Here is a 12823-nt window from a genome sequence, read left to right on the forward strand (position 1 = left end):
CGAGCGTACCCGCCCACTCAGCGCTCGCTGTCGAGCATCGCCATCTGCGCGGTGGCGTACCGCTCGCCGGCGATCTGATCGGCGGGCACCGCCGCCTCGATGGTGGCCAACTCGTCCTCGGTCAGCGAGACCTCCAGTGCGCCTGCGGCTTCGGCCCACCGCTCGCGCCGCCGCGCGCCGACGATCGGCACGATGTCCGCGCCACGGGTCAGCACCCAGGCGATGGCGAGCTGAGCGACCGAAACATCCTTGCCCGCAGCGATTTCCGCGAGCGCGTCGACCAGCTTCAGATTCTGGCTGAGGTTCTCGCCCTGGAAGCGCGGGCTGTGCGCCCGGAAATCGTTGGCGGCGAACGTGATTCCGGCCTGCACCGAGCTGCTGAGCAGCCCGCGGGACAACACGCCGTAGGCGGTGACACCGATGCCGAGCTCGCGGCACAGCGGCAGGATTTCGGCCTCGATGCCACGCGAGATCAGCGAGTACTCGATCTGCAGATCGGCGATCGGATGCACCGCCGCCGCCCGGCGGATGGTGTCGGGACCCACCTCGGACAGCCCGATGTGCCGGACATACCCCGCCTCGATCAGCTCGCCGATCGCGCCGACGGTGTCCTCGATCGGGACATTCGGGTCGAGTCTGGCCGGCCGGTAGATGTCGACGTACTCGACGCCGAGCCGCTGCATGCTGTAGACGAGGAAGTTGCGCAGAGCCTCGGGCCGGTTGTCCACGCCGCCCCAGGCGCCGCCGGGGCCGCGCAGCGCACCGAACTTCACGCTGAGCAGTACATCTTCGCGCGACCGCTCGGCGATCGCTTTGCCGATCAGTAGCTCGTTGTGTCCGGCACCATAGAAATCGCCGGTGTCGATGAGGTTCGCGCCGGAATCGAGCGCGGCGTGGATGGTGGCGGTGGATTCGGCGTCGTCCGCAGCACCGTACATACCGGACATGCCCATCGCGCCGAGCCCGATACGGCTGACGGTCGGCCCGGTCTGGCCGAGCTGAACTGTGGGGATCTTCGATGTCGTCATGAGACCAGCCTGAACCTCAGGCGGGGATCGCGGCAGAGATCGCTTATCGGGGGATCGGCGATCCCTGGCTGAGTGGCCCGTTCCGGGGGAAAGTAGACGTATGGACAGAACCGAGCTCGCCGACTTCCTGCGCCGCCGTCGCGAGACGCTGACGCCCGCGGAGGTAGGTTTGCCGCCGGGTGTCCGGCGGCGCACGCCCGGCCTGCGCCGGGACGAGGTGGCGCTGTTAGCGGGCATCTCTACGGATTACTACACCCGGCTGGAGCAGTCGCGCGGACCGCGGCCGTCCACCCAGGTGCTCGCGTCGCTGGCCCGCGCACTGCGCTTCAGCAGCGACGAGCGCGACCACCTCTACCACCTGTGCGACCACGCGGCGCCGGGACGCGAACTCGGCGACAGACACGTTGCTCCCGGGCTGATGCATGTGCTGGCCAAGCTGGACGACACCGCCGCCACGGTGATCACCGACCTCGGCGAGGTGCTGGTGCAGAACCGCATGCACACGTTGCTGCTCGGCGACCTCGCCAGCCGTCGCGGCTGGGAACGCTTCTACGCTTACCGATGGTTCACCGACATCGAGTCGCGCGCGGTCTTCCCTGTGGAGGACTGGGATCGCCTGGGCCGCAAGCACGTCGCGGATCTGCGGGCGACGGCCGCGCGCCGGGCGGGCGATGCGGACGTCGCCGAGTTCATCGGCAAGTTGCGCTCGGTGAGTGCGGATTTCGATCAATTATGGGACGAACACGAAGTGGCGGTACGTCTTTCGGATACCAAACGGATCCAGCACCCTCAGGTCGGCCTGATCGACACGATCTGCGAAACATTGCTCACGCCGAGCGCCGCCCAGCGCCTGCTGGTGTACCTACCGCGCCCCGGCACGGATGCCGCCGAAAAGCTGGATCTGTTGCGCGTCATCGGAACTCAGACCCTCGATTCGGCCGACGAGATGGAGAGCCCTGCGCACCGCCCCTCATCCGCTGGGTGATCGGGTAAGTCGGCCCCGTGGCTGGCGGCGGCCAGCGGTGCGGCGAGGTAGGCGACCAGGGCGGCTACCTGCCGCGATCGAAGACGCGCTGGGCAACCCGGATCAGGGCGCGCCGGAGACGTATTCGAGCGCCGCGTCGATCGCGGGCTGACCGCCGGCCATCGCGAGTCCGGCTGCCGCGCCGATCGCGGCACCGAGCACCGTGGTGATCGGCACCGTGATGAAGTCGATGACGAAGAGCCCGAGCGGGAAGCCGAGCACGAAGCCGATTCCGGCACCGATTCCCGCGCCCGCCAGCACAATCGGCATGGCCTTCTCGACCTCGGCGAAGAACCGTTCCTGACTGGCCACATCGCGCAGTGGCGCCTGCGACATATTGTCCGGGGCGAGGGTGAGCCGATGGCCCGCCTCCTCGATGACCGGATTCAGTGCCACCCGTTTGTCGCCGACCCGCAGCGCCATCGGCAGGGCGGCGACGATATTTCCGTCGGGAGCGGTCAGGGTGACGACCCGCCCGTCGTGGATCAGGTCGAAGTGACCGTCCTGGATCGTCGTCACCGCGGCGCGCCGATCCTCGGATGCCGCTACCTGGTAGGCGATTTCGGCGAAGGACCCATGCACGTCGAGTGCGGTGTCGGGGGTGGTGGTGGCGGGATCCGCGTGCGTGGCGCTGGTACTGATGACGGTGGCCATCAGGGCCAGCAGTGCCGTCGCGGAGATTCTGGAAACTCTCATCGTGCTCTTTCGGTAGCGCTGCCCCCTGCGCAGTGTGTTCGCTGGCGACAGTATCAGGCGCAGCCGAGTACGGCTCGGTGTTCGGGCGCAACACAACTCGGCTCAAAGTTCGAGTTCGTTACTCAATCGACGCAGATATCCGGCGAACTGCCGCCGATCGAGTTCGTCCCAGTCGGCGGTGAGTTCGCTGAAGACGTGCCGTTGCCAGTCGCGGGCGTCCGTGAGCAGGCGCTCACCGCTGGCGGTCAGCGCCAATGCTGTTCGGCGCCGGTCGTGCTCGGACTCGGCGCGGGAGAGGTGGCCCGCCGCCGTGGCGTCGCGCACCATCCGGCTCGCCCCCGAATGGTCGAGTCCGAGTTGATGCGACACCGAGGTGATGGTGGCCTCGGCGCCCTGCTCGACGGTGGCGGCCACCGCCTCGACGACCTGGACGTGCTGGGCGTGCCGCAGCTCGTCGGGCAGGTCTGCCGACGTCCGGTTGATCCAGCGCCGGGACCAGAATCGGACCAGCCGAAACAGTGCGGGCCCACCGTCGGCGGCGGTTCCTGGCCTGGCGGTCGCCCGTCTGCTCATCCTGTCAGCCTAGACCGACTTCGACAGTAATATGCGATTCGCATGTATATTTATATGCGTATCGCATGCTTCTGGAGGTAGTCGTGACCATCGTCTTGAATCACACGATCGTGCCCGCGGCGGATCGGCACGCCGCCGCAACGTTTTTCGCCGAATTGCTCGGCCTGCCGGTAGGCGCGCCGAGCGGTCCGTTCGCGCCGGTGCAGATCAACGCCGATCTCACCTTCGACTTCGACGACCGCGGGCCGTTCCAACCGGGCCACTACGGATTTCTCGTCGACGACGAGACTCTCGACGCGGTGCTGGCGCGACTGGCACAGTGGCCTGGCGTCGATTACGGCTCGGGCCCACAGCATGGGTGGGACCGAGCTGTCAATCATCTCGGCGGCGGCCGTGGTGTCTACGTGCACGCCCCCGACGGTCACAGCTACGAGCTGTTCACTGCCGTCCCTTAGCCATTGGGTGTTCTGGCCGGACCGATCCGGCGCTTACGGGGCTTGAGGTGCAGGCCGGGCAGCGGCGGGGCCGGGATGCGCTGCTCGGGTGGGTGGCCCGCGATATCGGCGAAACGGCCGAGATTGCGGTTCTCCCAATCATTTCGGGCCGTCACGATCTCTTCGTGGCTGCGCCCCACGAAGTTCCACCACATCACCAGTTCCTCGCCGAACGGCTCGCCACCGATCAGCGCGAAATGCGCACCGGCCGTACTGGTCAGCGTGACCTCGTCGCGATCGGTGCCGAGGTACAGCAGCGGGCCCGCGGCCAGCGGTGTGCCGTCGACGGTCACCTCGCCCTCGATCACCATCAGCGCGTGCTCGAACCCGCGCTCCAGCGGGACGGTGACTTCGCCCGGTTCCAGCCGCACATCCGCGCCGACGATCGGCGTGTAGGCGGTGGCGGGGGAGGTGACTCCGGCCAGCGAACCGATCAGCACGATGGCACGGATTCCCGGAGCCTCGTAGACCGGCAGCTCGCGGTGCTGCTCGAAGTGCGGGTCGATCCCGGTCTTGTTGCCGGGCAAGGCGATCCACAGCTGCAGGCCGTGTCCGGCGTGCGCACCCGCGACTTTGTATTCGGAATGCGCGATGCCGCGCCCCGAGGTCATCAGGTTCAGCTGTCCCGGCTCGATCCGCACGTCCGAGCCGACCGAGTCGCGATGGCGGATCCGGCCGTCGAACGGCCAGGTCACCGTCTGCAGGCCGATATGCGGATGCGGATCGATATCCGGCGACGCCCCGGTATCGGTCACCGTCGGCGAGCCGAAGTGATCGAGGAAGCACCAGGCGCCGACGGTCGGCAGATCCCGTTGCGGCAGCACCCGTTCCACGAAAACGCCACGCACGCCGCCGAGCGGCACTTCGCGCGAGGGGTACAGCTCGGTCACCGGGCCAGGGCCGTCTGCGGGCTCGCACAGCGCCTCCGCCGGATGCGGATCGAGGTCGCTCACCGCTTGATTCCCTTACCGATGACATGCGCGTCGTACTGCGGGTGCTTCTCCAAGTAGGCCTTGATGAACGGGCACAGCGGCCGGATCACCCGTCCCCGCTCGATCACATCCTCGACGGCGTGCTTGGCCAGCGTGCTGCCGAGCCCTTTGCCGGAGAACGCGCCGTCGATCTCGGTGTGAATGAACACCGTCTCGTCGTCGCGCTCCTCGTATTCGGCGAACCCGGCGAGCTCACCGCCGTAGAACACCTCGTAGCGGTTCTTCTCGTCGTTGCGGACAACCTTGGATTCCGAGGCGGCTGCGGTCATGGTCGACTTCTCCTTCGATGCGCGGACCGGATGTCTGCTGAGGATCGACACGCGATTGAACGCGCCGATCGTGGTGGCGACCCAGACGACGACGGACAGCTGATCGTCCGTCAGAACTTTGCGCGCGAAAGCGTACTCACGCTCCATCGTGTGCTCGTCCGGCAGCGTGGCGGTGATTTCGGCCAGCGCGAGCGCGGCCTGCTCCATCGGTGTGTACAGCTCGGTGCGCCGCCACGCGGGCAGCACAGCGAGCCGCTGGTCGGTGTTCCCGGCGGCGAGCGCCGCGCGCTGATGCGTGTCCAGGCAGAAGGCGCAGCCGTTGATCTGGGAAACCCGCACGTTGATCAGCTCGATGAGCTTGCGGTCCAAGCCGACTGCGGCGCCTGCGGCACGTACTTCGCTCGCGACCGCGGTCAGTGCGCGGAATGCGGTGGGCGTCTGCTTGTCGATCCAGACGCGGTCATGCGGTACATCGGGCTTCACTCCATTGGATATTAGTGGCCCGCGGGACCGGGCGCCCGGCCGGGGCGCGTTCAAACGGACCAAGGTCCGGCGTATTTACACCGGCATACAGAACTCGTAGAGATCGTTCGCCGCCCCTCGCGCGGGGCGGTGCACCGGACGAACATTGACAGTTCATCGAAGGAGAAACGTCATGAGGTTCCGCAACCGCACCGCCCCCACCTTGGTCGCCGCCTGCCGCCGCAGCGCGCACCGAATCTGGGCCAGGCAGGATCTCACGCCGCAGGAGCGAGCGAACCTCATGGTCGGGTGGACCCCGCCGGCGATCATCAGCGCGTCGCTCGGCGGCCGATCCTTCCACTGAGGCAGCGCCCCTCCGGCAGAGACAGCGTCCTCAGTAGAGACAGCGCGGCCCCGGCGATCCGAATTCGGGTCGCCGGGGCCGCCTGTTTTCCTAGATCTCGGCGAAGCGCCGCAGCTGGAACGGCTCGACCAGGATCTGATCCAGGGCGGCCGCGCACTGCTTCAGATGCGGCGTCTCGAAGTGTGCCGCCAACGCTTCGGCGTCGACCCACTCCTCCAGCAGCACGATCCGGCTCGCATCGGTGGGATGCAGGTACAGCTCGTAACCGAGGCAGCCGTCCTCGGCGAGGGTCGGCTCGATCATGTTCTGCAACACTTCGCGCAGTTCGGCCTCGTGGCCCTGCTTCGCGGTGAAGCGGACATTGAGCGTCAGCGTGGACACGGTGAACTCCTGATCTGTTGTGGTGCTTGCTATTCCCGGCCCGCGGAGACGAAAGACAGGTCGGCGGCGCGGTTTCCGGCCACCCGATCCGCGATCGGCTCCAGCGTTGCCAGTTCGTCGGCGGTCAGCTCGATGGTCGCGGCCGCGACATTCTCGGCGAGCCGAGTCCTGCTGCGGGTACCGGGAATCGGTGCCACCGACAGGCCGCGCACCCGGGCCTGTGCGTGCAGCCAGGCCAGCGCGACCTGCGCCAGGGTACCGCCGCGCGCCGCGGCGATGGTCCCCAGCGGAGCGAGCAGTTCGGCATTGCGGGCCGCGTTCTGCTCGGCGAAGCGCGGAAACACCCGCCGCACATCGCCTTCCGCGAGCTCGGTGACCGCGCCGGTCAGAAAGCCGCGACCGAGCGGCGAATACGGCACGAAGGTCACGCCGAGCTCGGTGGCGGCGGGCGCCACCGTCCGCTCGACATCGCGGGAGAAGATCGACCATTCGGACTGCACGGCCGCGATCGGATGCACCGCCTGCGCCGCGCGCAGCTCGGGCCCGGTCACCTCGGACAGGCCGATCGCGCGAATCTTGCCCTGCTGCAACAGCTCTGCCAGTACGCCGACGGTGCCCTCGATCGGCACCTCCGGATTGCGCCGGTGCATGTAGTACAGATCGATGGTGTCGATGCCGAGCCTGCGCAGGCTGCCCTCCACCGCATTGCGGATGTAGCCCGGCGAATTATCGATGCCGCGGTAGGACGGGTCGTCGGCTTTGCGGACGATGCCGAACTTGGTGGCCAGCACGACCTGGTCTCGATTGGCTCGCACGAACTCGCTGAGGAATTCCTCGTTGTGCCCCGCGCCGTACACGTCGGCGGTGTCGAACAGCGTGACGCCCAGTTCCAGCGCCCGGTCCAGCGTCGCCCGCGATTCGGTGAAGTCGGAGCTCCCGTAGAACTCGCTGATCCCCATGCAGCCCAGGCCTTGCACGCTTATTTCGATGCCGCTGGCCCCAAGTGTGGTCGTCGGCAACGTTTCGGCGGTCGTCATACGCGGATCCCTTCAGTGTCTTGCACCGTGATCGTGGCCGGCCGGGCGAGCTGTGCCTTGCCCTCGTAGATATCGATCTTGTAGTCGAGTACGGCCACGGTCTGCTGAAGTTCATCGATCTTGGCGAGCACCTCGGCGCGGGTTTTGCGGAACATCTCCAGTCGCTCGGGGAACGTCGATTCCCCTTCGCGTACCAGTTCGGCATACCGGACCATGTCCGCCACCGACATCCCCGTGGTCCGCAACCGGCCGATCAACGCGAGCCACTCCAGGTCGCGATTGCTGAACCGCCGCTTACCGGCATGATCCCGGCCGATGTAATCCATCAGCCCGATCCGCTCGTACCAGCGCAGCGTGTCCCGGCTGAGTCCCGACCGCTCGGCCACCTCCCCGATCGAAAATCGAGGAAGTTCCCAGTCGCTACCTCGCTCCTGCACTGCGGCTTTACCCACGACACTCGCCCTTCTCGTAGAACCCCATCGACGCTAGTCACCTGGAGTGCACTCCAAGCAACTCCAATGTACGTAAAACGGTGGTCGGGTTCCCCTTGACTGTGTACTTTGCGTGGGACACTGGGAGCTGACCAGGGGTGGGACGAGCTGAGGAGCGAGGGTGACGGCACTTCCGGATCCAGGACAGCTGCTGACGATTGCCGACTACATAGCGCTCGGAGAAGACGACGAGCGTTGCCGTAGGGAGCTGCAAGAGGGGGTACTCACTATTTCGCCGTCGCCGACGCCGCGACACAGCGTCGCCAGCAATCGGCTCTTCGCCCTGGTGGAGGCGCAACTCCCCGCAGATTTGGCGGTTGTGACCGATGTAGATCTCGATCTACAGCTGGTTCCGGAGGATGGGCCAGCCACGGTCCGCCGACCTGACCTGGCAATCGTTGACGACGCCGAGTATGAGCGAGTCGATGCCGAAGGAGGGATCCTCCGTGCGTCCGCGGCTCACCTTGTCGTTGAGATCGTCTCGCCGGGCTCCCGGCGAACGGACTACATCATGAAGCGCAGCGAATATGCCGACGCCGGAATACCGCACTACTGGATCATCGACATGAGTCCGCCGCTCAGCTTGCTGGCTTTCCGGCTTATCGACGAACTCGGCTATGTCGACGAGGGCGAGGTTACCGATGTCTTCACAACCACCTCGCCGTGTCCGCTTACCATCCAGCTGGATCGGCTACTCAGGCACCAGCGAGTGACGGTCGAGCCCACAGCTAGCTCCGGAATCCCGCCCAGGCCGCAGGCTTGACCCAAATCCACGCTCAGTTGTACTTCGGCAATTCCTGTATCGCCCACTGGTTTCCATCCGGGTCGGCGAAGTAGGTGAACTTGCCCCAGTCCAGGGTTTCCACCGGCTTCGCGTCAACGCCTGCGGCCACCAGCTCCTTGTACGCGTCCTCCGCACTGGAAACCACGATCTGCATCCCGCGCACGCTCCCCGGCGCCGCGTCGGTGATCCCCTCGCCGATGCAAATCGAGCACCCGGACCCGGGCGGCGTGAGCTGCACGAACCGCAGGTTCTCGTTGACCCGGTGGTCGTGGTCGGCGTTGAATCCGATCTTGGTGTAGAAGTCCTTCGCGCGATCCACGTCGGTCACGGGGATCGCGATGAGCTCGATTTTCCAATCCATCGCCCGAGCATCTCACCGCTCACCGACAAAGTCCGGGCTTCCGGCCTACCCTGGGAACATGCCTGGTAAGGACGTCAACCGGATCAGGGCCCGCTCGGCCCTGGCAACGGTCAAGGAAAGCCCGGTGATCACCGCCATCGCGGTGGCGCCGGTGGTACTCGCGCTCGCCGTCGTGTGGTGGCTGCTCGGCGGCTTCGCCGCGTTCGTGCTGCTGGTCGTGCTCGGCGCGGTCGTGGTGGTCGGCGGCAAGTTGCTGCGCTGAGCGCCGGTTCAGCGGGGGATGTGGAAACGCACCAGCTCACCGGTTCCCGGATCGACCTGCGTCCACGGCCGATCGAATTCGAGCACGGCCAGCGCCGAGGTGGGGAACTTGCGACTGAGCTCGATGGCGGGCGTCGAACTGCGATTGCTCGCCAACTCCCATGCCGTCCACGGCATTCCGGGCGCATGCCCGATCACCAGCAGCGTCGACACGTCGTCGTCGCTGAGCTGCACCAGCTCGATGAGGCTTTGCGGGGAGGCCTCGTAGATGCCCGCCTCGTAGACCACCGGCGCGTCGATTCCGGTGGCCGCCAACGTTTCTCTCGTGCGAGTCGCGGTGGAACACCGCACCGCGTCGATCGCCGGTTGCGTCTTGCGCAACCAGTCGCCCGCCAGCCCGGCCTCGCGTTGTCCGCGCGGCGCGAGCGGGCGTTCGTGGTCGCCGACACCGTCGGGATACGCCGACTTGCCGTGCCGCATGAGGATCAGAGTCCGCACCATGGACATACCGTAAGGCCTCCGGTCGCATGGCCTCGAACACACTCGAGGCAAACTGAAAGCGGCGTCACATCGCGGTGGTTCCGCGTCGTGTCGTTTCTGTCCACCTCTGCCCACCGGGTGGCCTACAGCCCACGTACATCTTCGAGGATCTGCACAATATGGCCTACGTAATCACGCAGCGTTGTTGCAACGACGCCAGCTGCGTTTCCGAGTGCCCTGTCGATTGCATCCGTCCGACCCCGGACCAACCGGAGTTCGCGACGACCGAGATGCTCTACATCGACCCCGACACCTGTATCGACTGCGGTGCGTGCGTCGATGCGTGCCCGGTGGAGGCGATCTTCTCCGAGGACGACCTGACCGCATCGCTGGCCAGATACCGCGACATCAATGCCGCCTATTTCGAACGGCATCCGCTCGAATCGAACTTCGATCCGATCGTCACGCCGCCGCGGCCGCCGAAGGAACTCGGCACGCTGCGGGTCGCGATCGTCGGCGCGGGGCCTGCCGCCTGCTATGCCGCCGACGAGCTGCTGCGCCGGGCGGACGTGGAGATCGAGATGTTCGACCGGGTGCCGACCCCGTGGGGTCTGGTCCGGGCGGGCGTGGCCCCCGATCACCCGGGCACCAAGACGGTGTCGAGTCTGTTCGAGTCCGCGTTCCGGCGCGAGACGCTGCAGTACTACCTGAATGTCGAGATAGGCACGCACATCTCGCACGAGGAGTTGCTGAAGCACCACCACGCCGTCATCTACGCGGTCGGCGCGTCCACCGACCGTCGCCTCGACGTGCCGGGCGAGGACCTGCCGGGCAGCCACTCGGCCACCGAGTTCGTCGCCTGGTACAACGGCCACCCCGACTTCGCGGACCGGCAGTTCGACCTGTCCGGTGAGCGCGCGGTGATCGTCGGCAACGGCAACGTCGCACTCGATGTCGCGCGCGTGCTCACCGTCGACCCGGACGAGCTGGCGAAGACCGATATCGCCGATCACGCGCTGGACGCCCTGCGGCGCAGCAATATTCGCGAGGTGGTCGTGCTCGGCCGGCGCGGGCCACTGCAGGCGGCGTACACCTCGTCGGAGTTCCTCGCGCTGGCCCACCTGAAGGGCATCGACGTGGTCGTCGACGAGTCCGACCTGGCGCTCGACCACGCCAGCCAGGCCCTGCTGGACGATCCGGACGTCGAGCCGTCGCTGAAGCTCAAGTACACCCTCGCCGAGGAGTACGCGGGCGCTCCGCGCGATCCGAGCCACAAGCGGATCGTCTTCCGCTACCTGGCCTCGCCCACCGCGCTCACCGGCGCCGAGCACGTCGAGGCGATCGAGTTCGTGCACAACGAATTGTTCGAGGAGAACGGCCAACTGGTCGCCCGCTCGACCGACCGCACCGAGCGGATCGAGGCCTCGCTGGTGCTGCGCTCCATCGGCTACCGCGGCGCGGCCGTCGCCGACGTGCCGTTCGACGAGCGGCGCGGCGTCATGCCGAACGAGCACGGCCGGGTGCTCGGCACCGACGGCACCCCGCTGTCCGGCGTGTATGCCAGCGGCTGGATCAAGCGCGGCCCGCGCGGTGTCATCGGCTCGAACCGGACCGATGCCGAGGAGACCGTGGAAAACCTGATCGCCGACTTCACCAGCGGCAAACTCGGTGCGCCCGAGGCGGATCGAGCGGCGTTGAAGGCGTTGCTCGGCGAGCGGCAGGCCGATCTGGTGGATCGGGAGGGCTGGCGGGCGATCGATCAGGCCGAGAAGGCCGCGGGCAAGTCCGCCGGACGACCGCGGGTCAAGTTCACCACGCGCGAGGATCTGCTGAAGGCCGCGCGCGGCTGAGGCCATGGTGCCGCCGGCCGGAGCCGCTGGGTTCCGGTCGGCCACTTCTTGTTCGGGCGCAGCTTGTTCGGGCGCAGCTTATTCGGGCGGCAGCGGCATGATGCGGACGACGGTCGTGGTGCTGCCGCCGACCACGAACCACAGCCGGAGCACCGGACGCCCGGTGCGATCGCCCGGCTCGAAACGGCTGCGGACGGTCACGTGCTGGCGGGCCAGCACCGGCGCCACATACTCGATGACCGCGCGATGCGGACCGGCGAGCAGCTTGGGGTACTCGACCATGAACTGTTCCACCGCCTGCCAGTAACAGGCGTTGTTGACGTGGTTGTACTGGTCGATGTCGGTCGCGCGCACCGGAAATGGCATGTCGGTGTCCGACTCCGAGGGCGCGGTGTCGGTCAGATACGGACGCCAGCGCAGCCGGTGCTCCTGCGTGGTCTGCGCGAGATAGGCCAGGCCCTCGTCGCTGATCCGCGCGGGCATCCCGGTCGACTCGCTGATATTGATCCAGAAACCCTCGGTCTCGATAAGCCCACCGTTCGCGCTGGTGACCCGCACCCGCATGTTCGTCCAGCGGGTCGACATCGCCGAGCACCAGCGCAGCAGCTGCACCTCGTCCGGCCATACGATCGGCCGGATCACGTCGATCACCGTGCGGCGCACAATCCAATTCGGATCGCTGCGGCTCAAGAACGTCTTATGCAGATTTTCCCACTGAATGTCCTGCAGATAACGGGCGACCGCATCGAATCGCAGCCGACCGTAAGGGTCCACATCACCCGCCCGGATGGGCCACGCCGAAGCAAAGCCCATGCCCTCCTGGGGAAGCGGGGCGAGTGGCTGATCGAGTGACACTGGTGCTCCTCGCGCTGCACGGTGTGCCGCGTTCTTCGTGTGGTGCTGTTGTGAGACGACTTTACGGGGCGTACGTCACACCATCGCGCCGAGTGCGTAGGTAGCCGCCGGTAAGCCCGCGAACAACGCCGCTACCAGGCATCATGGACGCCATGAGCGATACGGAACTGCCCGGGAAACTCGGCAAACCCGCTGAACGAGCGCTGGCCGCGGCCGGCATCCGCACCCTCGACGACCTCACTGCCTGGACCGAGCGCGACCTCGCCGCACTACACGGCGTAGGCCCGACCGCCGTCACCAAACTCCGCACCGCCCTCGCCGCCCGCAACCAAACCTTCGCCTGACGCGGAACCGGACCTCGGTCGTCCGGCGACATCGGGACGTGTCCCGTCCGCACCGGTACGATCCGCAACAGGCACGA

Annotated in this window: 18 protein-coding genes and 1 pseudogene; 7 read left to right on the forward strand and 12 right to left on the reverse strand. The window is 66.9% G+C overall.

Annotated features, from left to right (window positions below; genetic code table 11):
- Positions 1–17: 17 nt before the first annotated feature.
- Positions 18–1028, reverse strand: coding sequence for an aldo/keto reductase (locus ACFWF1_RS18885; RefSeq protein WP_379291801.1), 1011 nt, complete (start codon positions 1026–1028; stop codon positions 18–20).
- Between the two features lie 100 nt (positions 1029–1128).
- Here ACFWF1_RS18885 and ACFWF1_RS18890 point away from each other — a divergent pair, with 100 nt between their 5' ends.
- Positions 1129–2013, forward strand: coding sequence for a helix-turn-helix transcriptional regulator (locus ACFWF1_RS18890; RefSeq protein WP_379291803.1), 885 nt, complete (start codon positions 1129–1131; stop codon positions 2011–2013).
- A 102-nt stretch (positions 2014–2115) separates the two neighbouring features.
- Here the strand turns inward: ACFWF1_RS18890 and ACFWF1_RS18895 are convergent, their stop codons facing one another.
- Both ACFWF1_RS18895 and ACFWF1_RS18900 read right to left on the reverse strand, forming a co-directional pair.
- On the reverse strand, positions 2116–2748 hold the full coding sequence (locus ACFWF1_RS18895) for a hypothetical protein (protein WP_379291805.1): 633 nt from the start codon (positions 2746–2748) through the stop codon (positions 2116–2118).
- A 102-nt stretch (positions 2749–2850) separates the two neighbouring features.
- Positions 2851–3321: a MarR family winged helix-turn-helix transcriptional regulator gene (locus tag ACFWF1_RS18900; RefSeq protein ID WP_379291807.1), complete on the reverse strand. Its 471-nt coding sequence runs from the start codon at positions 3319–3321 to the stop codon at positions 2851–2853.
- An 83-nt stretch (positions 3322–3404) separates the two neighbouring features.
- Between ACFWF1_RS18900 and ACFWF1_RS18905 the strand changes: the two genes are divergently transcribed.
- Positions 3405–3776, forward strand: a complete 372-nt coding sequence (locus tag ACFWF1_RS18905) for a VOC family protein (protein ID WP_379291808.1) — start codon at positions 3405–3407, stop codon at positions 3774–3776.
- On the opposite strand, the gene ACFWF1_RS18910 is transcribed toward ACFWF1_RS18905, so the two are convergent.
- From ACFWF1_RS18910 to ACFWF1_RS18920, 3 genes and pseudogenes are all read right to left on the reverse strand, one after another.
- Complete coding sequence (locus ACFWF1_RS18910) at positions 3773–4768, reverse strand: pirin family protein (protein WP_379291810.1); 996 nt, start codon at positions 4766–4768, stop codon at positions 3773–3775. The two genes, ACFWF1_RS18905 and ACFWF1_RS18910, sit on opposite strands and share 4 nt — an antisense overlap.
- Positions 4765–5076: a GNAT family N-acetyltransferase gene (locus tag ACFWF1_RS18915; protein ID WP_379291861.1), complete on the reverse strand. Its 312-nt coding sequence runs from the start codon at positions 5074–5076 to the stop codon at positions 4765–4767. The genes ACFWF1_RS18910 and ACFWF1_RS18915 overlap by 4 nt, the downstream gene beginning before the upstream one ends.
- A 21-nt stretch (positions 5077–5097) precedes the next feature.
- A pseudogene (locus tag ACFWF1_RS18920) lies at positions 5098–5559 on the reverse strand (carboxymuconolactone decarboxylase family protein); the annotation flags it as partial.
- Between the two features lie 172 nt (positions 5560–5731).
- Between ACFWF1_RS18920 and ACFWF1_RS18925 the strand changes: the two are divergent.
- Positions 5732–5902: a hypothetical protein gene (locus ACFWF1_RS18925; RefSeq protein ID WP_357385924.1), complete on the forward strand. Its 171-nt coding sequence runs from the start codon at positions 5732–5734 to the stop codon at positions 5900–5902.
- 90 nt (positions 5903–5992) lie between these two features.
- On the opposite strand, the gene ACFWF1_RS18930 is transcribed toward ACFWF1_RS18925, so the two are convergent.
- From ACFWF1_RS18930 to ACFWF1_RS18940, 3 genes are read right to left on the reverse strand one after another with little or no spacing between them, the layout of a single operon-like run.
- A complete protein-coding gene (locus ACFWF1_RS18930) occupies positions 5993–6283 on the reverse strand; it encodes a putative quinol monooxygenase (RefSeq protein ID WP_379291813.1) in 291 nt (96 codons plus the stop codon).
- Positions 6284–6312: 29 nt separating this feature from the next.
- A complete protein-coding gene (locus ACFWF1_RS18935; RefSeq protein ID WP_379291815.1) occupies positions 6313–7320 on the reverse strand; it encodes an aldo/keto reductase in 1008 nt (335 codons plus the stop codon).
- The gene (locus ACFWF1_RS18940) at positions 7317–7772 is read right to left on the reverse strand and encodes a MerR family transcriptional regulator (protein WP_379291817.1); all 456 of its coding nucleotides are present in this window, start codon (positions 7770–7772) and stop codon (positions 7317–7319) included. Before ACFWF1_RS18940 ends, ACFWF1_RS18935 begins: the two co-directional genes overlap by 4 nt.
- Before the next feature lie 160 nt (positions 7773–7932).
- On the opposite strand from ACFWF1_RS18940, the gene ACFWF1_RS18945 reads away from it, so the two are divergent.
- A complete protein-coding gene (locus ACFWF1_RS18945) occupies positions 7933–8574 on the forward strand; it encodes a Uma2 family endonuclease (protein ID WP_379291819.1) in 642 nt (213 codons plus the stop codon).
- A gap of 13 nt (positions 8575–8587) precedes the next feature.
- Here the strand turns inward: ACFWF1_RS18945 and ACFWF1_RS18950 are convergent, their stop codons facing one another.
- The gene (locus ACFWF1_RS18950; protein WP_379291821.1) at positions 8588–8956 is read right to left on the reverse strand and encodes a glyoxalase superfamily protein; all 369 of its coding nucleotides are present in this window, start codon (positions 8954–8956) and stop codon (positions 8588–8590) included.
- A gap of 58 nt (positions 8957–9014) precedes the next feature.
- On the opposite strand from ACFWF1_RS18950, the gene ACFWF1_RS18955 reads away from it, so the two are divergent.
- Positions 9015–9218 (forward strand): hypothetical protein, encoded by a 204-nt coding sequence (locus ACFWF1_RS18955; RefSeq protein ID WP_150399729.1) that lies wholly within the window; start codon positions 9015–9017, stop codon positions 9216–9218.
- An 8-nt stretch (positions 9219–9226) separates the two neighbouring features.
- Here ACFWF1_RS18955 and ACFWF1_RS18960 read toward each other — a convergent pair whose 3' ends face one another.
- A complete protein-coding gene (locus ACFWF1_RS18960; RefSeq protein WP_379291822.1) occupies positions 9227–9718 on the reverse strand; it encodes a SixA phosphatase family protein in 492 nt (163 codons plus the stop codon).
- Between the two features lie 158 nt (positions 9719–9876).
- Between ACFWF1_RS18960 and ACFWF1_RS18965 the strand changes: the two genes are divergently transcribed.
- Positions 9877–11547: an FAD-dependent oxidoreductase gene (locus ACFWF1_RS18965; RefSeq protein WP_379291823.1), complete on the forward strand. Its 1671-nt coding sequence runs from the start codon at positions 9877–9879 to the stop codon at positions 11545–11547.
- A 78-nt stretch (positions 11548–11625) separates the two neighbouring features.
- On the opposite strand, the gene ACFWF1_RS18970 is transcribed toward ACFWF1_RS18965, so the two are convergent.
- Positions 11626–12402, reverse strand: coding sequence for an acyl-[acyl-carrier-protein] thioesterase (locus ACFWF1_RS18970; RefSeq protein ID WP_379291825.1), 777 nt, complete (start codon positions 12400–12402; stop codon positions 11626–11628).
- A 152-nt stretch (positions 12403–12554) separates the two neighbouring features.
- Between ACFWF1_RS18970 and ACFWF1_RS18975 the strand changes: the two genes are divergently transcribed.
- Positions 12555–12746 carry a hypothetical protein gene (locus ACFWF1_RS18975; protein ID WP_379291826.1) on the forward strand — a complete coding sequence of 64 codons (192 nt, stop codon included), beginning with the start codon at positions 12555–12557 and terminating at the stop codon, positions 12744–12746.
- Positions 12747–12823: the final 77 nt, after the last annotated feature.

Origin of the sequence: Nocardia sp. NPDC060255, assembly GCF_042727395.1 — a bacterium.
GTDB lineage: Bacteria > Actinomycetota > Actinomycetes > Mycobacteriales > Mycobacteriaceae > Nocardia.

Excerpts from the sequence above, each read along its gene's own strand:
- ACFWF1_RS18885 (WP_379291801.1), bottom strand. The coding sequence starts at position 1,028 with ATGACGACATCGAAGATCCCCACAGTTCAGCTCGGCCAGACCGGGCCG.
- ACFWF1_RS18890 (WP_379291803.1), top strand. The coding sequence starts at position 1,129 with ATGGACAGAACCGAGCTCGCCGACTTCCTGCGCCGCCGTCGCGAGACG.
- ACFWF1_RS18895 (WP_379291805.1), bottom strand. The coding sequence starts at position 2,748 with ATGAGAGTTTCCAGAATCTCCGCGACGGCACTGCTGGCCCTGATGGCC.
- ACFWF1_RS18900 (WP_379291807.1), bottom strand. The coding sequence starts at position 3,321 with ATGAGCAGACGGGCGACCGCCAGGCCAGGAACCGCCGCCGACGGTGGG.
- ACFWF1_RS18915 (WP_379291861.1), bottom strand. The coding sequence starts at position 5,076 with ATGACCGCAGCCGCCTCGGAATCCAAGGTTGTCCGCAACGACGAGAAG.
- ACFWF1_RS18925 (WP_357385924.1), top strand. The coding sequence starts at position 5,732 with ATGAGGTTCCGCAACCGCACCGCCCCCACCTTGGTCGCCGCCTGCCGC.
- ACFWF1_RS18935 (WP_379291815.1), bottom strand. The coding sequence starts at position 7,320 with ATGACGACCGCCGAAACGTTGCCGACGACCACACTTGGGGCCAGCGGC.
- ACFWF1_RS18950 (WP_379291821.1), bottom strand. The coding sequence starts at position 8,956 with ATGGATTGGAAAATCGAGCTCATCGCGATCCCCGTGACCGACGTGGAT.
- ACFWF1_RS18955 (WP_150399729.1), top strand. The coding sequence starts at position 9,015 with ATGCCTGGTAAGGACGTCAACCGGATCAGGGCCCGCTCGGCCCTGGCA.
- ACFWF1_RS18960 (WP_379291822.1), bottom strand. The coding sequence starts at position 9,718 with ATGGTGCGGACTCTGATCCTCATGCGGCACGGCAAGTCGGCGTATCCC.
- ACFWF1_RS18965 (WP_379291823.1), top strand. The coding sequence starts at position 9,877 with ATGGCCTACGTAATCACGCAGCGTTGTTGCAACGACGCCAGCTGCGTT.
- ACFWF1_RS18975 (WP_379291826.1), top strand. The coding sequence starts at position 12,555 with ATGAGCGATACGGAACTGCCCGGGAAACTCGGCAAACCCGCTGAACGA.